The sequence below is a fragment of the Cardiobacteriaceae bacterium TAE3-ERU3 genome (assembly GCA_019218315.1).
GTDB lineage: Bacteria > Pseudomonadota > Gammaproteobacteria > Cardiobacteriales > Cardiobacteriaceae > JAHUUI01.
Map to the genome: position 1 here is coordinate 125,390 of JAHUUI010000006.1, position 18,910 is coordinate 144,299.

Below are 18,910 nucleotides of genomic sequence, written 5' to 3' on the forward strand. Positions count from 1 at the left end.
TGGCTTGAATTGATGCGCAGATATGTAAATTGTAAATTAAAATCAATATTTTGGTTTTGTGCGATGTAGGTAGTTTACCGGCTTGTTGTTGCGTGATCGTCAGAGGAATTAGCCCACGCAACGGGAGCTTTGCGGTAGAATAGCGCCAAAATTCATTGGGTAGGACATGAAGATCAAGCAATTCCAATGCGTGTTGGCTGTGGTAGAGAGTGGCTACAGCGTTACAGCAGCAGCGGAACGTTTATTTTTGTCTCAACCGGCGGTCAGTAAGCAAATCAAGTTGTTCGAAGAAACCTTGGGTAAACCGATATTTCGTCGTCAAAGTAAGCAGTTTGTGGGTTTGACCGAGATCGGTGAGGCTATTTTGCCAGAACTGAAGCGCATCATGCAGAGTGTCGAGTACCTGCGTTCTTTGGCACACAATCCGTATAGTGGCAGTGCGCCGACCATGACCATCGCTACAACCAATACCCTCGCCACGTACCGCCTCGCACCATCATTGGCTGCGATTCGAGGCACGCACCCACAGTTGCAGCTCAATGTCATTGAAAGTACCAACGCACAGGCATTGCAGATGGTGCAGGAATATGAGGCTGATTATGCGTGGTTCTCAGCGACTGATTTGGCACCGTATGCAACGGCTATGCGTGGCTTGATGTCGGTCAGTGGTGCGCCTTGGTCGCCAGTATTGGTTGTGCCCAAAGATCACGAGTTCAATAAACGCTCTTTTGATCACATTGGGCTATTGGCAAATTATCCGTTGGTAACGTATGTGACTTCTCATAAAGGGCTTTCCGGCCTTGCATCGGCGATGGAAAAATATGGCTGCCATGCCAATGTCGTACTGACTGCGCGCAATGCCGACTTGATCAAAAGCTATGTCCGCCAAGGTATCGGCCTCGGCGTGATTGCTGATATGGCATATGACGAAGTGATGGATAAGGATTTGGTGCGTTATCCACTAGAAGAGTGGATGCCCGTTTTTAATACTTATTTGGTGTGGCAAACAGAGCGCCATTTGCGTAATCACGATTATGATTTTATCGCAACCTTGATGCCTTCAGTTGATGCGAAATCAGTGCGCGCGCAAATTGCTCAGCAGCGGGCGCAGGAGGAGGGTATGTGGACGATTTAAATCTCAGCTATAGCGCAAGATTGCGCCAGACACTGCGCGAACAGCGCCGTGCTGTGGCAGACAGTGAACGAGAGGCAGCCTCGATACTGGCGGCTAAACATGCTTATGATTGGTTAAAAGACAGGCTTGGCAATATGTCTAAACGGCGTGTTGGGGTCTTTTTGTCTTTACCCGAAGAGCTGAATACGCAGCCATTGATTTTGCGTTTGTGGCCGGCTGGAACAAAAGTGTATTTGCCAGTTGTTCACGCGAAGCAGGCGCCGCTGCATTGGCAACCCTACGACCCGGATACCCTGCTTACTTACGATACCTTGGGCATTGCTTCCCCTCAAGACCATCAGGCAACGCGCTTGTCCGGTATGGCGCTTGACGCAGTGGTCGTGCCGTTGGTTGGCTGGGATCGCTATGGCTACCGTATCGGTATGGGCGGTGGATTTTATGACCGTACCTTTGCCGCTAAAATAGCGGGTAAGTCCCCGAATTTATTGGGCTATGCCTATGCATGCCAAGAAGTACCGCAAGGCATTGCCCCCCAATCATGGGACGTTCGCCTCGATGGCGTGGTGAGCGAACTTGAATCTTTATCTTTTACAGGAGTTTAACATGGCAAAACATCGTGATCTAACCCGAGTCTGTCACCACACAAAAATTGTTGCGACTTTGGGTCCGGCAAGTAATGATGTCGAAATGCTGGAGCACATGATTCGCGTCGGTTTGAATGTCGTGCGCCTGAACTTTAGCCACGGTACACCAGAAGTACACGAAGAAAATGCCAAGCGTGTGCGCGAGGCATCTCAGCGTGCCGGCCGTGAAGTAGCAATTATCGCTGACTTGCAAGGCCCTAAAATTCGCGTAGGCAAAATCAAAGATGGCAAAATCAGCCTCAAAGAAGGCGATGCATTGATCCTTGATGCCGGGCTGGAGGAAGAAGGCAATCAGGAGCGTATCGGCCTTGATTACCGCGACCTGCCAAAAGACGTCACTAAGGGCGATGTCTTGCTGCTCGACGATGGCTTACTGACTTTGGTCGTTACCCGCGTTGATGGTGATGAGATTCACACAGAAGTGCAAAATGATGCTGTGCTGAAAAGCAACAAAGGCATCAACAAGCAGGGCGGTGGATTATCAGCCGCTGCATTGACCGATAAAGACCATCGTGACCTCAAGACTGCGATCGCTATTGGCGCGGATTACTTGGCGATCAGCTTTGTTAAATCAGCTGCTGACATGGAATTGGCACGCCAGCTTGCGGCACAGGCTGCGAATGGTAACCACCGCCCAGGTCTGATTGCTAAAATCGAGCGTACTGAAGCGATCACCAACCTTGAAGAAATCCTCAAAGCCAGTGATGGCGTGATGGTCGCGCGTGGTGACTTGGCGGTCGAAGTTGGGAACCCGGCAGTACCGGCGCTGCAAAAGCGTATCATCAAGAAAGCGCGTGAAATGCGCCGCTTTACCATCACTGCGACTCAAATGATGGAGAGCATGATCACCAATCCGGTGCCGACTCGTGCAGAGGTTAGTGACGTCGCTAACGCAGTACTCGATGGCAGTGACGCAGTTATGCTTAGCGCGGAAACGGCTGTTGGTGCTTACCCATTTGAAACCATTCACACCATGGCACAGGTTTGTGCGGCTGCAGAAAATGCCCAAGACCCACTGACCAGTGCTGATATTCATATTCAGCATTCGAGCCGAATTGATCACACCATCGCCAGTGGCGCAGTCTTTACAGCGCGTCAGCTGGATGCGAAGGCAATTGTTGCCCTGACTGAAAGTGGCTCGACTGCATTCCAGATCAGCCGATTTGGCATCAATATTCCGATCTATGCGTTGACCAGTGACCAGCTCGTACAGCGTAAGATGTGTATCTATCGTGGTGTTCAGCCGTTGATGGTCGGTACCAGTAGTGATCACAACACGGCTATTCAGGAAGCAGAAGCACACCTGCAATGGCGTGGTGTGGTTAGTAGCGGCGATCTCTACGTTATTACCAGCGGTATGAACATGGGGCAGCCGGGCTCGACCAATACCTTGCAAATCAGTCGTGCCAAATAATGAATTTGCTGTTCTATAAGCAGCGCTTTGCTAAAGGCGCTGCTTTAATCATTGGCATGATGGCGGTGAACTCGATAATGGCACAAGATACGACAAGTAATACAGCAGCGCCTCAAGCTACTGACCAAGCATCGCAACAGGCGATGCTCGACATGCAGTACGCTGATGAACTGGGCTGCTTTATTATTCATGGTGATGAAGTACGCCCGGTAATGCCTTTGCTGGTTTCCAGTGATGGTTTGCCGGATGTGGCGCATGACCACGTTATTGCGGCGCTTGATGATGCGCTTGCGCGAGGCTGTGATATCAATCAGCCGGACTTGAATGGCCTGTCGCCACTGAATACCGCTATTTTACAAAGCAATGTTGCACTGGTCGCTTATCTTATAGAGCATGGTGCGGATGCTGCTGCGCCAATCAGTAGCACGAGCGAAGAAATTGATGGTCTGGATAGTCTGGGGCTGCTGGACATACTCTCCGAACGTGCACCTGAGCAAGAGGCCATTTGGCAGCAGATACGCGATATTCTCGACGCTGATAGCGCTGGGCATTTGGGTACAGCTTAATTACAGGTATTGATAACAGCCTGATATGCTGGCAGAAAAAATACTTTGGCTAAACATAAACCCCGCATTTTGCGGGGTTTATTTGTATGGATTATTGATTCGCTTGCTTAGAGCAGATGAGGTTCTTGCCAGTAATTTTGGCTTTGCATCTCGAACAGGCGGCTTTGCAGTCGTTCGAATTCAAAGGTGAGGCGTTTGCCTTGGTAGAGCTCGCTGACTGGCTGCTCCGTGGTCAACATCAGCTTGACGCGGCGATCGTAAAACTCATCGATCAGGACGAGGAATCGACGTGCCGCATCTTCTGAGTATTCATCGAGAACAGGAACGCCAACGATACCGACATGCGGGAAGCGTTTGCCGATGGTGATGTAGTCTTTCTGTGAGTAATTACCACCGCATAGGACGTTAAAATCAAAGATCACTGCATGTTCGTTGCGGTGCAGCAGGGGAATTTCACGGCTGCCAGCGCGTAGTGGTAGTGGTGTGTGGCCGTTGTCTATGGTTTCGCCGGTGATGTTGGCGAGGTCTGTACACATGGCGGCACGATTTTCTGCATTATCCGGGTTGCGGAATACGGTTTCTTGGCTGAAATGGCGATGGCGATAGTCTTCACCATCGTCAATGTGGTGAATGACGAGGTTTTCCTTGATCCACGCGATGGCTGGCAGGAATTGCTCGCGTTGTAGGCCTTTTTTGTAAAGATCGTCTGGCGGGATATTTGAGGTGGTGACGATGGTGATGTTGTGGTCTTTCATGGCGCGCAGCAGACGCGAGAGCAACATGGCATCGGTAATATCTGAGACAAAAAATTCATCGAGGCAGATGATGTCGATGTCTTTTTTCATATTGGCGACAATGGTGTCAATCGGGTCTTCAATCTTACCGGCTTCATTGAGTTTATCGTGAAGCTCGAGCATGAAGCGGTGGAAGTGGCGGCGTAATTTGCGTTCATTTGGCAGGCAGTCGACGAATAAATCCATCATGAATGTTTTGCCGCGCCCTACGCCACCCCAGCAGTAAAGACCTTGTATCCAGTGTTCTTCCGTTTGCGTTTCTTCATTGCCTCCAAATAGTTTGGAGAAAAAGCCTTTGCTTTCTTTTGGTGCTTTGGTGGCCTGCGGGGTATTTTGCAGGGCTTCAGCAATGCGCTGCATTTCAGCGATGACGCGGAGTTGTGCTGGGTCTGATTGATAGCCTTTGGCAGCGAGGGCTTGTTGGTAGCGTTCAGTGAAGTTCATGGCGTGTCCTGTGTGCTGTGCGGCGGGAAGGGAATAGGGTCGCCGTAGTATTTGGCTTCCTTGTCGGTGATGTGCAGATCGAGCAGCGCTTTCAGGCGCGCACCAAATTCACGGATGCGGGTCTTGATGCTGCTTTTTAATGACACATCGCCAGCGTTGTACGCGACGACATCATGCCCTTGATGGCGGGCGATATAAACGGCGCGGGCATTATGGAAAGGTTGTGAGACGATGGTGTAGCGGGTTTGCCCGAAGATGTGCTCTGCGCGCAAAATGGAATCAAGCGTACGCAACCCTGCATAGTCCGGCTGGATACGTTCGGCGGGTATGCCGGCGGCGATTAGGTCCGCTTTCATTTGTGCGGGCTCGTTGTAGCTGCGGCTGGGGTTGGCACCGCTGACGATGATGTAGCGGACTTTGCCAGCGTGATAGAGCTCAGCGGCTGCTTTGATGCGTGAAGTATAGAATAGGTTGGTTCTACCGCCAGCGAGATACTTGGCAGTACCGAGCACAATTGCAACGTCGCGTTCTGGGATATCGGCTGTCTGGTCATAGAGATAGTCACGACTTTGCAGCTCTATCCATAAATATGCGCTGATCGGGATGATGATCAGCGCGAGTAAGGCGAGGACGAGTAGAATCATCAAGCGCTTCATAGCTGGGGCAGGATGAAGTCCGGCACAATAGCACTTTCGTCGATATATGGTTGTGGGTCCAGGCCGCGGAAAAATCCGTGATCGGTGACTAAGCCTGTGGCGATACCGTATGCATTTCCGCCCAGGATATCGGTGTGTAAGGTATCTCCGAGCATGAGAGTACGTGCGTGATTGAGTGGTTTGCCGAGTTTAGCTAGGCGTTTTGCTGCAATGTCGTAGATGCTGTGGTAGGGCTTGCCAAAGACTTTAGCGTGGTCAAAGAGGTGATCCTCAAGCAAGAGAACGTAGCTACCCGGTTCGGTGGAGCTATGCCCGCCCATTGGGGCGATGAGGTCTGGGTTGCCGAGCAGGATTGGCCGAGGGCGATGATGTAATGCTTCGACGAAAGCCTTTTGGCGTTGGTCATCCCACGCGATGCTGGATAAAAACAGGAAGCCGTCGGCGTCGTGGAAGCCTGGCCGATCTTGAAAGGTGATATTGAGGCCGAGCGCTTCTAGGTCACTTTGTCCTTCTTCACTGGCGACGACGCCCCAGTGCATGTTGTCAGGATATTCGTGCAGGCCTGCAAGTAACGTGTCGCGGCTGGTGACGATTTCATCACCACTAAAATCGAAGCCAAAGCGGCGGAATTTTTCAATGACGACGCTTTTTTCATAGCTGGCGGCATTGGATACGATCATCACATTTTTGCCCAGCTTGCGTAGCTTCGTTACTTGGTCAACAGCATTAGGAATAGCCTGCTGACCGACGTTGAGTACGCCAAATGCATCAAAGAAGAAAGTGTCATAGTGCTCTGCAACTGCCATGATGTCGGGTATATGGCGCGGTTGATGGTTGCATAACGGCGATACCGGTAAGCGATGGCGGAGATTTTGGTAGTGGTTGAAAGCAGCTATTGCAGGCATGGTTATTCCTTTGATTCGTTGAGTCAGGCAGTGATTAGTGTGCCGATGGTGCCGGGATTGGTCGTCGCATGGGCGAGATTGGCTGGGTGAGTGCCGTCGATGATACTGGCATGTTTACAGCCACCACGCAAAGCGACCAGTGCGCAATCGACCTTAGGCAGCATCCCGCCGTAAATTGTGCCTTGTGCGATGAGAGTGTCGATGTCTTCTGCGCTGGCAGTGGCGATACGTTTGCCGTCAGCATCGAGTAGCCCGGCAACGTTGGTCATCAGGATAAAGTCGTCGGCATTAAGGGCAGCCGCAATATGTGCTGCGCTGTAATCGGCATTGATGTTGAGCACGTTGTGCGCATTGTCGCAGCCGAGTGGCGCGATGACTGGTGTGTAGCCGTTGCTGAGCAGGGTATGCAGTAGCGCTGGTTCGACATGCTCAATGATACCGACAGCCCCCAGATCAGGGTTGGCTGTAGCGTGGATCAGATTAGCGTCCTCACCACTAATACCAACGCTGTTTAGGCCTACACGTTGTAATGCACGTACGATGGCTTTGTTGACATGGCCGCAAAGTGCCATTTCGACGACATCAAGCGCAGCTTGGTCCGTAAAGCGCTGGCCGTTGACGAAATGGCTGGTGGTGTTGGTTTTATCCAGCCAATGATTGATTTGTGGGCCACCACCGTGCACGACAACTGGCGCAATATTTTGCGCTTTGAGCTCGGCGATCGCTGCGGCAAAATCTTCAAGTGCGTGAATGTCAGCGATGGCGTTGCCGCCGTACTTGATAACAGCGAGACGCATCAGCGTGTGCCTGTGTGACCGAAGCCGCCATCGCCGCGCAGGCTGGTGTCGCTGAAGTCATCGACACGATTGAGCTGCGGGCGCAGTACCGGGGTGATCATCATTTGCGCAATGCGTTCGCCGAGTGTGATTGTGTAGGGTTTGTCGCTGCGGTTCCAGCAAGGAATTTTCAGTTCACCCTGATAATCGCTGTCGATTAGCCCGACGAGGTTACCGAGCACGATGCCGTGCTTGTACCCCAGCCCCGAACGGGGTAGGACCAGAGCGCAGTAATTTGGGTCGCCAATGTGGAAGGCAAGGCCGGTTCCGATCAGAATGCAATCACCAGGATTGAGGGTTATTTCATCGGCGTCGAATACGGCGCGCAGGTCCATAGCGGCACTGCCATCAGTGGCGTAGGTTGGTAATTCGATACTGTCGCCGACACGTGGGTCGAGAATTTTGTAATTGAGAATATGCATATTGGCTCTATTGGTTTGTTTTGCTGCTCAAATGGGCGCTTATTGTATCAAAGGCAGGTGATAGTGGTAGTTTGCCGCCGCGCGCTTATTGCTTGTTGATCAATGTAATGACAAGTAGGGTTTCACAGTCAAATTCACCGCTGATGTGGTGTTCACCGTCAAAAATCAGGACGTCTCCACTGTGTAGGTCGTGATTTTCGCTGTCATCAAGGCGTAGTTGCGCATGGCCGTGCACGACGGTAAGTACAATTTGCTGGCCGGGGTGATTGTGGCGGTTCATTGGGCGTTCAGGTGAAAATGTGCGGCGCACGATCATCGCATTTTCGTTGCTGTGTAGTTTGCCTTCACCAGTGGGGACGGTGCCAATAGTTTGTTTAGTCATGGAGTTTTCCTTGGGTCCGGGATTGCAAAATATGGTCGAGTAACTGGTCGGCGAGCGCAGCCTTACTCGTTTCGGGCAGTGGTGTTTCGCCTTGTGCGCTGATAATGGTGACGCGGTTGTGATCGCTCCCAAAGACGCCTTCGCTAACATCGTTAGCTATGATTAGATCGAGGTTTTTGCGCGCGCGTTTAGCTCTGGCGTGCTCAAGTAAATGCTCAGTCTCAGCGGCAAAGCCGACGGTAAACGGGCGCTTGTCAGCTGGTAGGGCTGCGACACCGGCGACGATGTCGGGATTTTCGATCAGTGATAAGTTGAGCTCACCGTGGACGGTTTTTTTGTGCTTTTGCGCATGTGGTTGGGCAATGCGATAGTCACTAACGGCTGCTGCAGCAATAAATACGTCACTTTGTGGCGCGTATTTTTGTGCAGCGTGGTGCATTTCTTCTGCACTGACAACGTCGATACGAGTTACGTGTGGTGGCGTTGGTAAGTTGGTCGGGCCGCTAATGAGGGTGACTTTTGCACCGCGTTTGGCAGCAGCATCGGCAAGTGCGTAGCCCATTTTTCCTGAGCTGTGGTTACTCAGGTAACGCACCGGATCGATGGCCTCGCGGGTAGGTCCGGCTGTAATGGTGAGGTGTGTGCCCTTATAATCGAGCTTGGGCAGGAGCTGCGCAGCTATGTCGGCTGGTTCCAGTAAGCGCCCGGGGCCTGTTTCACCACAGGCTTGCAATCCTTCAGTAACGGGCAAGATGCGGTGCCGGGTGCGGTTCTTTAATATGTCGAGATTGCTGCAGGTCGCTGGGTGTTGCCACATCAACCTGTTCATGGCTGGAGCTATGACGATGTCTGCATCGGTGGCGAGATAAAGGGTGGTGAGCAAGTCATCGGCAATGCCATGTGCGAGCTTGGCGATCGTATTGGCTGTGGCCGGGCAAACCAGTAATACATCAGCCCAGCGCGCCAGCTCAATATGGCCCATAGCGGCTTCTGCTGCGCTGTCAAACAACTCACTGCGTACCGGTTCGCCGGAAAGTGCTTGCAAGGTCAGTGGTGTGACGAATGCCTGCGCGGATTCAGAGAGGACGAAACGGATTTTATGGCCTTGTTTTTGCAGAAGACGTGCAACTTCGATGCTTTTGTAAGCGGCGATACCACCGCTGATGCCGATGAGAATGTGTTTCATGCTAAAGTGTCGGAAAAAGGCTAGTTTAGCGTGACATAGAGGAGTAAGCCAATGGCCGAAGCAGGATTATCGCCGAACAGGCAAGATATGCCGCGTGAGCGCATGCAGCGTCTTGGAGCTGAGGCGTTGGCAGATTACGAACTATTGGCCTTGCTGTTGCGCACGGGCAACCGTGGAGAGGACGTTGTGGCATTTGCGCGGCGAGTATTGGATGAAAGTGGTGGCTTGGTCGGGCTGCTCAATCACGATCATGAGCGCTTGCTTGCGATACGTGGGCTGGGTCAGGCAAAAGTTGCCGAATTACTTGCGGTAACAGAAATGGCACGCCGCTATGTTCGTGCGACGGTTGAGTCCTCAGCGTGGTCTTTTATTTCACCGGATGATGTCCGTGATTTTTTGTTGATGCACTATAAAGGGCTGGGTTATGAGCAGATGGGCATTTTATTGCTTGATCAGCAGCATAAACTATTGGCCTATACAGCACTGGCGCGAGGTAGTGCCGGGCACGTTAATGTGCCGCTACGTCAGTTGTTAAACAGGGTTCTTTCGTCACATGCTGCTGCGGTCATTTTGGTTCATAATCATCCTGCACATAGCATAGAGCCCTCTGTAGCAGATAAGGTCGTGACGCGTAAAATTGATGATGCTCTAGAGCTGATCGATGTTCGGTTATTGGACCATTTCATCGTTGCAGGAAATGAACTGGTTTCTATGCGTGAAGTTGGTGGGTGGTGATACACTAGCACGATATTAATAATGTACTGGCTTGATAAAGGTAACCACGATATGCAAACAGCTTTGATCGTTGATGACTCTGCTCTGGCGCGTTTAACCCTGAAACGCTTTCTGATGAAACATGGTTTGGAGGTCTTTGAGGGTGAATGCGTATCTGATTGTCGTTATTGGCTACGCCACAATCAGCTACCTGATGTCATTTTCATGGACATCACTATGCCAGAAGAGGATGGGTTTGAGGCGCTGGCTGAAATTCGTGCGAAGCCTGAGACAAAGCACTTGCCTGTAATTATGTATTCTGGTGATGCCAGTGCTGAATCCAAACAAAAGGCACGCGATGGCAAAGCGACGGGTTTTTTGCGCAAGCCGGTCAATGAAGAGCAGCTGGCTGCTTTACTCGAAAAACTTAAGGAACGTTACCCGTCATCACCTGTGGTGCCAGCTGCATCTGTGGCTGCTTCTGGTGATGAATCTTTGCATCCTCACACTACCTCTACTGGTGAGCCTGAGCCGATACCAGTGAAAGAGGTGCGTGAATTGCGCCACGAAGTTGGTAAGGTTTATGTCAAATTTGAACGCCAACAGGAATCACTGACTTCATTAAAAAATATGCTTCAGAGGCAGGCCAATGATTTGGCGCATTTGCAAAATAATCTCCAGCAAAATGAAAGATCCATGAAAAAGCTTTCGCTTCTGGCTGCTGGTGCAGCTGCAATTGCATTGGTTTGTATCGTTCTATTTTTTGTTACTTGATAATGCTGGATAGCGATGGCTATATTTGCGATCTATATCATTCTGCCCGGGCTATTTTGGCTGTTTGGTGCGCTGTTTGATTTGCCATATTGGGGACTTGTTGCAGGGCTCATCGTGACGTTAATTTGGCAGCATTGTCAGCAGATGAAATTGGTCAAGTGGGTACGAGAGGGCGCTAAACGAGCGCCCCCAGAGATGTTTGCGCCACTCGATGAGGTCGCCAGTTTTCTGATTAAGCGGCGTAAGCAATCGCGTAAGCGTAAGCGTAAATTGCAGGATTTGCTCAGTAGGCTCAATGAATTGGCCAAAGCGGTGCCTGATGCAGCGATGATCGTCGATGCGCAGGGGCGTCTGCTCAATTTTAACCATGCTGCGCAACGCCTTTTGGGCTTGACGCCAGCTATGGATAAAGGAACGCGCATTGATCACTTGATTCGCGGTGAGTCATTTGCCAAATTTTGGCACGATGAGGAAAGTAGCGGCGCAGTCACGATCCGTTTACCGGGTGATTTGGCGATTTATATCGAGCTGAGCCGTGTGCCGTTGTCGCAAGGCAACAAGTTATTAATCGCCAGAGACGTTACCAATCTTGTGCTGCTCAATCAGAAGCGCAAGGCTTTTACTGATAATGCGTCACATGAATTGAAAACACCACTGACCGTGATTAGTGGTTTTCTTGAAGTGATGGAGAGCCATCCTGACCTCGCGCCATCTTTGGCGATGCCGGTTAAGGAGATGCGCAGTCATGCGGAGCGAATGCGCGAGTTGATTAAGGATATGCTGCAGCTGGCGAGTCTGGAGCAGCAACAAGTGCCACTGAAGGAATCTCTGGTTTCTGTCGATGACTTGTTCGCTGAATTGCAGCGCTCAGCAAATCAGCGCTTTAGCAATGGTGTCGGCGTGGTTTACCGTTCAGCACCATTTCATATGTGGGTTGATGAGCAGTTGATTTATTCGGCGCTCAACAATCTGATTACCAATGCGTTGCTCCATGCGCATAGTCGGCATAGTATCGTCCTGGATGCGATGGTGAGTAGTGATGGCATTGAGTTGACTGTCAGTGATGATGGTATTGGTATGGCAGCTGAGCATTTGCCGCGCATTACTGAGCGCTTTTACCGCATTGATGGGCAACGGGGTGCGGTGAGTGGTTCAGGACTGGGTTTGGCTATTGTGCGCCATGCTGTTGAGGCATTGGGTGGTACTTTGACGGTGCACTCAGTGGAAGAACAGGGTTCAACGTTTTGTATTCAGCTGCCGTATTCACGTTATCGCAGCCAGGCTGATATTGATGAAGCCTCTTTGAAAAAAGAAGAGCTATCATCGTAACGTCTTAAGACCTGTATGAGAAAAAGGGGCTATGCTATTTATGGCGTAGCCCCTTTTTAGGATTGTGATCAGTTGTCTTACTTAGTCGTGCTGATTGCTTCTATCGCGTACTGGCCTAGGGTTGTTGCCATTTTCTTGTGAAGGCCAACCTTCGCGCTGGCGTGCACGGTCGCCGTCGTGCTCATCTGTTTGGTCGTGCCAGAGGTGAACATGGGGTGGGGTAAGGGAAGTCGATACCAGCGGCATTAAGCTTTTTATACACAGCTTGTAATACTTCGCCTTTGACGTGAATTTGTGTACTGCGGTCGGATTTAGTCCACCAACGCAGGCGAATGATATTGGCAAAATCGCCGAGCTCTACCGGGATGGTTTCCGGCTTGGGGTCGGCTTCAACACCTTGTATGGATTGGCAAGCTTCGTATGGATTGGCAAGCTTTGATCATCAGTGCCGTACTTTGTCCCAGTCGTCATTGCAGCCTATGCCGATATCGTATTCTCGGTGTACACTTGACTCGCATGATTGATGGTTTTGTCACAGTTGGCCCTAGCAGTACTGGCAATGGCACGCGAAGGCTATTGTAAGACGGATATTGATTTGCGTGAACTGTGGTCGATGCTGATGCATAGTGGTGTGCGTAAAGTGCTCAAAAATAACCTGCGCCATGGCTTGAAGGAGCAGGGCAATTCATTGTGCAAGTCGTTTCCTGGAATTAGATTGTCACTGGATGAAATTTATGATGTTTGGCCGGAACTACACTGATGTATGTCATCAAATTGATAGGGTGCTAGAGCAAATTTAACTCAGTAAAATAGCGTTGGACAACGAGGTACTTTTAATATAGAAAATACGCATGAATAGCATTCAAATACTGTGTATTACAGTATGAGTTCTGTATTTTGAGGAATTTTCTTGTTGGAATATCAAGAGAGAAAATGGCGGAACGGACGGGACTCGAACCCGCGACCCCCGGCGTGACAGGCCGGTATTCTAACCAACTGAACTACCGCTCCGCAGCGGAATCGGAAACTACAAAATAGTTTGCCGTTAAAAAAAGCACTTAGAAAGTGCTTGGTTCGATGCAGAAATAAATGGCGGAACGGACGGGACTCGAACCCGCGACCCCCGGCGTGACAGGCCGGTATTCTAACCAACTGAACTACCGCTCCGCAGTGGTGGGTGCTAAAGGACTCGAACCTTTGACCCTCGCCTTGTAAGGGCGATGCTCTACCAACTGAGCTAAGCACCCTGCATCGTTGTGAGGCGTGCATTATAGGGGTTTTTGCAAGAGTCGCAAATATTTTTTTGCTTTATTTGCGACTTTTTTATTAATGCTATGTTTTTATAAATGCTTTTATCCTGACTTTTAGGGCAGAATTAGCGTTTATGGTTGTTGTCTCGCTCTTGATGCTTGCGATAAATGTTCACGTCGGGCAAACGCAATTCAATTTTGAGCCCCGGGTTATTGTCCAGCAAGTTAAGTGTGCCGCCATGGAGTGCAACGATGGCACTGACCAAAGATAAGCCTAATCCGTTTCCTGGTGTGCTGCGTGCACTGTCGAGGCGTACAAAGCGCTTGATGACTTCTTCACGCTGCTGATCAGGAATGCCTTCACCATCATCACTGACGGAGATCACGACTTGTCGGTTGAGCTTTTTCGCGGTTAGATTAATGTGCCCGCCTTGAGGGGTATATTTCACCGCGTTGTCGAGCAGATTAATGATCGCTTGCGCCAATAGTTGGCGGTTACCCATGATCGTGAGCTGGTGCTCAATATCAGAACTGAAGCTGTGTTCGCCTTCTTCGGTGAGCACTTCGTAAAGCTCCGCAAGATCTTCTCCAATTGCTGTGACGCTGATTTCTTCAAAGTCGTCTTTCGCGCGTGCCTCAACTTGAGCAATATTGAGTAGAGCATTGAAGGTTTTGAGTAGGTTTTCGGCATCTTGTACAGAATCTGCAATGACGTCTCGCAGCTCATCGCAAGTGACATTTTTATCCAGCAGCGCCACTTCCATGCGGTTGCGCAAGCGGTTGAGGGGGCTGCGTAAGTCGTGGGCAATGTTGTTTGTGACTTGGCGCTGACTGCTGATCAAGCCTTCTATGCGGTCAAGCATATGGTTGAGGTCATTGGCTAGCAGGTTGAGCTCGTCTGAGTCATTTTCTGTGGTTTTGATCCGGTCGGCAAAGTCACCATCGACGATATGGCGTGCCGTTTTACTGATACGCGCGATGGAGTTGGTGATATTGCGGCTGATCATAAATGAGCCAATGAAAGAGGCAATCAGAAGCAAACCTGTGACCATATAGACGATGTTGAGCATACTGGTCAGAAGGCGTTGCTGGGTGCGGATATCAAAGCCTGTGATGAGGACGTAGCTGTCATCAATTGGCGAGACGATGATACGCATTGAGCCAACCCTGCCGGCATGCGTTGTGTGCAAATCACATAGATCGCTGAAATTGCTGTCAACAAAAAGGAAATTTTGGGTTGAGCCGGGGAGGTAGTTAGGGTCAAGTGAATTTGCTCTGACCATACAGTAGGACATTGACGGCTCTGTCGGAATTCTTTCAGTCACACCGACTAATGGCGTGCGCATGTCCATGGTACGGCGATATGCCAAGACGCGCTTTAATCGTGCTGATTCACTGAAAAGGTGAGAGTCAATTTGCTGAGAAATTTCCTGCTCGGCTGTTTGGTAGATCATCACCATGGAGATGCCAGTCAAAATACTGAATGCCACAGTGAATAGTAAAGAGTAGCGAAAAGCTGTTGTTCTCGCTACTCTTTTGAGATCTTTTAAGAATTTAATTGTGTGCTGACGGATCATATAGGCTGTAACCAGCGCCTCGTTCAGTGTGGATTAATGGGGTATCGAAATCTTTGTCGATTTTGCTGCGCAGACGTGAGATATGTACGTCGATGACGTTGGTCTGTGGGTCAAAGTGATATTCCCAGACTTTTTCTAGCAGCATGGTACGAGTAACGACTTGTCCTGCATTGCTCATGAGGTACTCAAGCAAACGGAATTCGCGTGGTTGTAGATTGATCTTTTGCCCGCCGCGCGTCACTTTGCGCTTCAAACGATCAAGCTTGAGGTCTGCGACTTCGAGGATCATCTGGTCTTGGATATCACTGCTGCGGCGGCGAGTGAGTGCTTGAACACGAGCCAAGAGCTCGGAGAAAGCATACGGCTTGACCAGATAATCATCGCCACCGGCTGCAAGGCCTTCGACGCGATCATCGACTTCGCCCAATGCTGAGAGAATCAGCACTGGTGTGGTGATGCCATCTTTGCGTAGTTGCGAGATGACTTCGAGCCCTTCGAGCTCGGGTAGCATCCGGTCAACGATAAAAATATCATATTGCCCATTTTGCCCCATGCTAAGGCCTTCAGTGCCTGTATGGGCTACATCGGCCACATAGCCACTTTCGCTAAGTCCTTTTGCGATGTAGGCTGCGACATCTTTGTCATCTTCAATTATCAATACATGCATACTTTCTCCTTTTACGCGACTGGATGTTTTTTAATATGCTATCCAGCAAAGCGCATAACTGGTTGACGTAAAATTCAGCCTCTATATTAAAACAAGTGGAGATTTTTATGAATAAAAGCTTAGTAACGATTGCTTTGGCAGGATTATGGAGTGTAGCAGCACATGCTGAACCAGCGCCGGATTTTAGTGCGCTGTTTGAGCAAACTAAGGACAGTGTGGTGAGTGTCGAAGTAGAGGCAACAGTGCCTCGTAATGCGTATCAGCAACAGATTCCCCCGGGATTTCCACCTGAATTATTCGAGCATTTTTTTGGTCGCCCACTCCCCTATGGGGAACAAGCACCAGAGCGTCGCCAGTCTGGGCAAGGCTCCGGTTTTATTATTGATGGTGATGGCTATATTTTGACTAATGCTCATGTGGTTGAAGGTGCGGATAAGGTCACTGTGCAACTGATTGACCGTCATGAATATGATGCTGAGGTGATTGGGGTAGATCAGCGTACCGATGTTGCATTGCTAAAAATTGATGGTCAGGATTTACCTGTTGCGGCGCTGGGCAACTCGGATGATGTGAAAGTTGGTGACTGGGTGCTCGCTATTGGCTCGCCATTCGGCTTTACACATACAGCGACTAAAGGCATCGTTAGTGCAGTATCACGCAGCCTGCCCAACGGTGCATATGTACCTTTTATTCAGACTGATGCCGCAGTTAATCCAGGAAATTCTGGTGGACCACTGTTTAACAGTAAAGGTGAGGTAATCGGTATCAACTCACAAATTTATAGCCGCAGTGGCGCATTCAATGGTTTGGCATTTTCTATTCCGATTAATGTCGCTAAAAATGTTGCTGATCAACTTAAAGAGGGGGGCGAGGTTTCTCGTGGCTGGCTTGGTGTGAGCATTCAGGGTATTGATCAGGCGTTGGCTAAGTCATTTGGTATGGATCATCCGCAAGGAGCATTGATCACCGGTATTATGCCTGATAGCCCCGCCAAGGCTGCTGGGTTAAAACCGGGTGATGTGGTGCTTAGTTATAACGGTAAGCAGATCAATAAATCTTCAGACTTGCCGCCAATGGTTGCTTTGACCCCGATCGGTGATGAGGCCGAGCTGGAAGTGTTGCGTAATGGCAAGAAGGAAACCGTAATCGTGACCATCGGCAACCTCGAAAGTATGTCTACCGAAACGGCAACCTCAGCGAAAACAATACTTGGGTTAAGCCTGCGCAATTTGGATGAGAATGAGCGTAAAGAGCTGGGGCTGGAAGATCAGGGTGTGTTAGTCAGCTCGGTCAAGCGTGACTCAGCGGCTGCCAAAGCTGGTTTGCGTGCAAATGATATTCTGCTTGCAGTTGGTAGCCGTACCGTTGATAGCGTTAAAGCCGCATCAGCTGCATTGCAGGATGCTGAAAAGCGTGGCGGTGTGGCGCTGTTGATCCGCCGCGGTGAGCAAACAGTCTATTTACCTCTCGATATCCAGCAATAATATGATGACATGCATCGCACTTTTGGGTGATGCATGATTAATTGACCTTGATTTAGTCAGCACCCACTTTTGTGGGTGTTGTCACATTACCGACATATTCGCCTTGCAAAATGAAGTTTTTAATTTAGGAAAAATTATGACTTCACTTCCTCGTACAGGCTTTTTAGGGGTTTCTAGCCTCAGTTGGCTATTTGCGATCTTACTTTTAGGATCTGTTGGGTATTTTATGTGGTGGGGTATGGCTTATACCGAATACCATCACGTCGCAATATTTATTATTGCAGCCTTGTTTGGCATTTTTATGGCATTCAATATTGGCGGTAATGACGTCGCTAACTCATTTGGTACTAGTGTCGGTGCTGGTACTTTATCAATCACTCAGGCGCTGATGGTAGCCGCTGTCTTTGAAGTTAGTGGTGCTGTGATTGCTGGCGGTGAGGTAACAGATACGATCCGTAAGGGCATTGTTGATTTGAGTAGTGTAGCGCTTGAGCCAATGCAGTTTGTGTATATCATGATGTCATCTTTAATGGCCGCTGCGTTTTGGTTACTGTTTGCGACGAAAAAAGGCTGGCCTGTTTCAACCACGCATTCAATTATTGGTGGTATCGTCGGTGCTTCGCTTACGCTTGGCGTGATTTTGCCTGAAGTACATGCGACGAGCTTGGTACAGTGGGGTGAAATTGGCTCTATTGCGATATCTTGGGTGTTATCACCAGCACTGGGCGGGTTGATGTCCTATATTTTGTTCGGGTTGATTAAGAAGCATATTCTCAATTTTAATGATGCTGCCGAAGACCGCCTGAAAGATATCAAGAAGCAGAAAAAAGCCCTCAAAAAGAAGAACAAAAAAGCTTTTGAACGGCTTTCTGAGTTGCAGCAAATTGCCTATACCAGTGCCATGGCGCGAGACGCACGTGCTTATCGTGATGATGATTATGATGCCGAAGACCTTGAGTCTGACTATTATCGTGAGCTAGAGCGCATTGAAGCGCAGAAAGAAGATGTGAATGCACATCATGCATTGGAGCACTGGGTGCCGCTATTGGCTGCCGGGGGCGCTATGATTATATCCGCAATGATGCTGTTTAAAGGACTCAAACACCTTGAATTGGGGCTGAGTTCGTTGAGCAACTATCTGATTATGGGTATGATCGGTGCGACGGTTTGGATGGCGACGTTCATTTATGCCAAAACACTCAAGACTGAAAATCTGGGTAAAGCTACCTTCCTCGTATTTAGCTGGATGCAGGTATTTACCGCCTCTGGTTTTGCATTCAGTCATGGTTCGAATGATATCGCTAACGCGATTGGTCCATTTGCTGCGATTCTCGATGTGCTGAAAACCAACAATATAGCTTCACAAGCACCAGTGCCGTTAGTGGCGATGGTGGTATTTGGCATTGCGCTAATTGCAGGCTTGTGGTTTATCGGTAAGGAAGTTATTCAGACGGTTGGTACCAACTTGGCCAAAATGCATCCGTCTTCCGGGTTTGCGGCTGAGCTGTCAGCTGCGTCAGTCGTAATGATTGCCTCAATATTGGGTTTACCCGTTTCAAGTACGCATATTTTGGTTGGCGCGGTACTTGGTATTGGCTTGGTCAACCACAATGCAAATTGGAAATTAATGCGACCAATTGCGATGGCTTGGGTTATTACACTACCTGCTGCTGGTATCATCGCGAGTATTGCATTTTTGTTATTGAATAAGCTTGCCTGACCCTTTGACAA

20 protein-coding genes and 3 tRNA genes are annotated in these 18,910 nt (G+C 49.7%); 10 read left to right on the forward strand and 13 right to left on the reverse strand.

The annotated features are described in order from the left end of the window. Positions 1-166: 166 nt before the first annotated feature. Genes KRX19_10900 through KRX19_10915 form a run of 4 tightly spaced genes read left to right on the forward strand, consistent with a single transcriptional unit; the run spans position 167 to position 3,759 of the window. Complete coding sequence (locus tag KRX19_10900) at positions 167-1,135, forward strand: LysR family transcriptional regulator (GenBank protein MBV7435530.1); 969 nt, start codon at positions 167-169, stop codon at positions 1,133-1,135. Continuing rightward, positions 1,123-1,737 (forward strand): 5-formyltetrahydrofolate cyclo-ligase, encoded by a 615-nt coding sequence (locus tag KRX19_10905; protein ID MBV7435531.1) that lies wholly within the window; start codon positions 1,123-1,125, stop codon positions 1,735-1,737. Before KRX19_10900 ends, KRX19_10905 begins: the two co-directional genes overlap by 13 nt. 1 nt (position 1,738) lies before the next feature. Further along, a complete protein-coding gene (gene pyk / locus KRX19_10910) occupies positions 1,739-3,193 on the forward strand; it encodes a pyruvate kinase (GenBank protein ID MBV7435532.1) in 1,455 nt (484 codons plus the stop codon). After that, positions 3,193-3,759 (forward strand): hypothetical protein, encoded by a 567-nt coding sequence (locus KRX19_10915; GenBank protein ID MBV7435533.1) that lies wholly within the window; start codon positions 3,193-3,195, stop codon positions 3,757-3,759. The genes pyk and KRX19_10915 overlap by 1 nt, the downstream gene beginning before the upstream one ends. A 107-nt stretch (positions 3,760-3,866) precedes the next feature. On the opposite strand, the gene KRX19_10920 is transcribed toward KRX19_10915, so the two are convergent. From KRX19_10920 to coaBC, 7 genes are all read right to left on the reverse strand, one after another. Next, positions 3,867-4,997, reverse strand: a complete 1,131-nt coding sequence (locus KRX19_10920) for an AFG1 family ATPase (GenBank protein MBV7435534.1) — start codon at positions 4,995-4,997, stop codon at positions 3,867-3,869. Next, positions 4,994-5,653, reverse strand: a complete 660-nt coding sequence (locus tag KRX19_10925; GenBank protein ID MBV7435535.1) for a YdcF family protein — start codon at positions 5,651-5,653, stop codon at positions 4,994-4,996. Before KRX19_10925 ends, KRX19_10920 begins: the two co-directional genes overlap by 4 nt. Continuing rightward, positions 5,650-6,558: an HAD hydrolase-like protein gene (locus tag KRX19_10930; protein MBV7435536.1), complete on the reverse strand. Its 909-nt coding sequence runs from the start codon at positions 6,556-6,558 to the stop codon at positions 5,650-5,652. The genes KRX19_10925 and KRX19_10930 overlap by 4 nt, the downstream gene beginning before the upstream one ends. Before the next feature lie 23 nt (positions 6,559-6,581). Further along, entirely contained in the window at positions 6,582-7,355 is a 774-nt protein-coding gene (gene argB / locus KRX19_10935; GenBank protein ID MBV7435537.1) for an acetylglutamate kinase, read from the reverse strand. Beyond that, a complete protein-coding gene (gene dut / locus KRX19_10940; GenBank protein MBV7435538.1) occupies positions 7,355-7,816 on the reverse strand; it encodes a dUTP diphosphatase in 462 nt (153 codons plus the stop codon). The genes argB and dut overlap by 1 nt, the downstream gene beginning before the upstream one ends. Positions 7,817-7,901: 85 nt before the next feature. Continuing rightward, the gene (locus tag KRX19_10945) at positions 7,902-8,198 is read right to left on the reverse strand and encodes a hypothetical protein (GenBank protein ID MBV7435539.1); all 297 of its coding nucleotides are present in this window, start codon (positions 8,196-8,198) and stop codon (positions 7,902-7,904) included. Beyond that, positions 8,191-9,384 carry a bifunctional phosphopantothenoylcysteine decarboxylase/phosphopantothenate--cysteine ligase CoaBC gene (gene coaBC / locus KRX19_10950; protein MBV7435540.1) on the reverse strand — a complete coding sequence of 398 codons (1,194 nt, stop codon included), beginning with the start codon at positions 9,382-9,384 and terminating at the stop codon, positions 8,191-8,193. The genes KRX19_10945 and coaBC overlap by 8 nt, the downstream gene beginning before the upstream one ends. A gap of 51 nt (positions 9,385-9,435) precedes the next feature. Here coaBC and radC point away from each other — a divergent pair, with 51 nt between their 5' ends. The 3 genes from radC to KRX19_10965 are packed head-to-tail and all read left to right on the forward strand — an operon-like array spanning position 9,436 to position 12,201. Continuing rightward, complete coding sequence (radC, locus tag KRX19_10955) at positions 9,436-10,119, forward strand: DNA repair protein RadC (GenBank protein MBV7435541.1); 684 nt, start codon at positions 9,436-9,438, stop codon at positions 10,117-10,119. A gap of 51 nt (positions 10,120-10,170) precedes the next feature. Next, positions 10,171-10,872, forward strand: coding sequence for a response regulator (locus KRX19_10960; protein MBV7435542.1), 702 nt, complete (start codon positions 10,171-10,173; stop codon positions 10,870-10,872). Positions 10,873-10,887: 15 nt separating this feature from the next. Further along, positions 10,888-12,201, forward strand: a complete 1,314-nt coding sequence (locus KRX19_10965) for a DUF3329 domain-containing protein (GenBank protein ID MBV7435543.1) — start codon at positions 10,888-10,890, stop codon at positions 12,199-12,201. 81 nt (positions 12,202-12,282) lie between these two features. Here KRX19_10965 and KRX19_10970 read toward each other — a convergent pair whose 3' ends face one another. After that, the gene (locus KRX19_10970; GenBank protein MBV7435544.1) at positions 12,283-12,447 is read right to left on the reverse strand and encodes a hypothetical protein; all 165 of its coding nucleotides are present in this window, start codon (positions 12,445-12,447) and stop codon (positions 12,283-12,285) included. A gap of 313 nt (positions 12,448-12,760) precedes the next feature. On the opposite strand from KRX19_10970, the gene KRX19_10975 reads away from it, so the two are divergent. Further along, positions 12,761-12,961, forward strand: coding sequence for a hypothetical protein (locus KRX19_10975; GenBank protein ID MBV7435545.1), 201 nt, complete (start codon positions 12,761-12,763; stop codon positions 12,959-12,961). A 174-nt stretch (positions 12,962-13,135) separates the two neighbouring features. On the opposite strand, the gene KRX19_10980 is transcribed toward KRX19_10975, so the two are convergent. The 5 genes from KRX19_10980 to KRX19_11000 form a co-directional block, all read right to left on the reverse strand. After that, positions 13,136-13,212 (reverse strand) — tRNA-Asp (locus KRX19_10980). 79 nt (positions 13,213-13,291) lie between these two features. After that, positions 13,292-13,368 (reverse strand) — tRNA-Asp (locus KRX19_10985). A gap of 4 nt (positions 13,369-13,372) precedes the next feature. Beyond that, positions 13,373-13,448 (reverse strand) — tRNA-Val (locus tag KRX19_10990). A 128-nt stretch (positions 13,449-13,576) separates the two neighbouring features. Beyond that, entirely contained in the window at positions 13,577-14,911 is a 1,335-nt protein-coding gene (locus tag KRX19_10995; GenBank protein ID MBV7435546.1) for a HAMP domain-containing protein, read from the reverse strand. Between the two features lie 94 nt (positions 14,912-15,005). Beyond that, positions 15,006-15,695, reverse strand: coding sequence for a response regulator transcription factor (locus KRX19_11000; GenBank protein MBV7435547.1), 690 nt, complete (start codon positions 15,693-15,695; stop codon positions 15,006-15,008). A 107-nt stretch (positions 15,696-15,802) separates the two neighbouring features. Here KRX19_11000 and KRX19_11005 point away from each other — a divergent pair, with 107 nt between their 5' ends. Together KRX19_11005 and KRX19_11010 are read left to right on the forward strand one after the other, a co-directional pair. Beyond that, a complete protein-coding gene (locus tag KRX19_11005; GenBank protein MBV7435548.1) occupies positions 15,803-17,179 on the forward strand; it encodes a DegQ family serine endoprotease in 1,377 nt (458 codons plus the stop codon). Between the two features lie 136 nt (positions 17,180-17,315). After that, positions 17,316-18,899: an inorganic phosphate transporter gene (locus tag KRX19_11010; GenBank protein ID MBV7435549.1), complete on the forward strand. Its 1,584-nt coding sequence runs from the start codon at positions 17,316-17,318 to the stop codon at positions 18,897-18,899. Positions 18,900-18,910 lie beyond the last annotated feature (11 nt).

Excerpts from the sequence above, each read along its gene's own strand:
- argB (MBV7435537.1), bottom strand. The coding sequence starts at position 7,355 with ATGCGTCTCGCTGTTATCAAGTACGGCGGCAACGCCATCGCTGACATT.
- KRX19_10970 (MBV7435544.1), bottom strand. The coding sequence starts at position 12,447 with ATGCCGCTGGTATCGACTTCCCTTACCCCACCCCATGTTCACCTCTGG.
- KRX19_10995 (MBV7435546.1), bottom strand. The coding sequence starts at position 14,911 with ATGGTGATGATCTACCAAACAGCCGAGCAGGAAATTTCTCAGCAAATT.
- KRX19_10925 (MBV7435535.1), bottom strand. The coding sequence starts at position 5,653 with ATGAAGCGCTTGATGATTCTACTCGTCCTCGCCTTACTCGCGCTGATC.
- KRX19_10915 (MBV7435533.1), top strand. The coding sequence starts at position 3,193 with ATGAATTTGCTGTTCTATAAGCAGCGCTTTGCTAAAGGCGCTGCTTTA.
- radC (MBV7435541.1), top strand. The coding sequence starts at position 9,436 with ATGGCCGAAGCAGGATTATCGCCGAACAGGCAAGATATGCCGCGTGAG.
- KRX19_11005 (MBV7435548.1), top strand. The coding sequence starts at position 15,803 with ATGAATAAAAGCTTAGTAACGATTGCTTTGGCAGGATTATGGAGTGTA.
- KRX19_10945 (MBV7435539.1), bottom strand. The coding sequence starts at position 8,198 with ATGACTAAACAAACTATTGGCACCGTCCCCACTGGTGAAGGCAAACTA.
- dut (MBV7435538.1), bottom strand. The coding sequence starts at position 7,816 with ATGCATATTCTCAATTACAAAATTCTCGACCCACGTGTCGGCGACAGT.
- KRX19_10930 (MBV7435536.1), bottom strand. The coding sequence starts at position 6,558 with ATGCCTGCAATAGCTGCTTTCAACCACTACCAAAATCTCCGCCATCGC.
- KRX19_10960 (MBV7435542.1), top strand. The coding sequence starts at position 10,171 with ATGCAAACAGCTTTGATCGTTGATGACTCTGCTCTGGCGCGTTTAACC.
- KRX19_11010 (MBV7435549.1), top strand. The coding sequence starts at position 17,316 with ATGACTTCACTTCCTCGTACAGGCTTTTTAGGGGTTTCTAGCCTCAGT.
- KRX19_10975 (MBV7435545.1), top strand. The coding sequence starts at position 12,761 with ATGGCACGCGAAGGCTATTGTAAGACGGATATTGATTTGCGTGAACTG.
- KRX19_10900 (MBV7435530.1), top strand. The coding sequence starts at position 167 with ATGAAGATCAAGCAATTCCAATGCGTGTTGGCTGTGGTAGAGAGTGGC.
- pyk (MBV7435532.1), top strand. The coding sequence starts at position 1,739 with ATGGCAAAACATCGTGATCTAACCCGAGTCTGTCACCACACAAAAATT.
- KRX19_10965 (MBV7435543.1), top strand. The coding sequence starts at position 10,888 with ATGGCTATATTTGCGATCTATATCATTCTGCCCGGGCTATTTTGGCTG.
- coaBC (MBV7435540.1), bottom strand. The coding sequence starts at position 9,384 with ATGAAACACATTCTCATCGGCATCAGCGGTGGTATCGCCGCTTACAAA.
- KRX19_11000 (MBV7435547.1), bottom strand. The coding sequence starts at position 15,695 with ATGCATGTATTGATAATTGAAGATGACAAAGATGTCGCAGCCTACATC.
- KRX19_10920 (MBV7435534.1), bottom strand. The coding sequence starts at position 4,997 with ATGAACTTCACTGAACGCTACCAACAAGCCCTCGCTGCCAAAGGCTAT.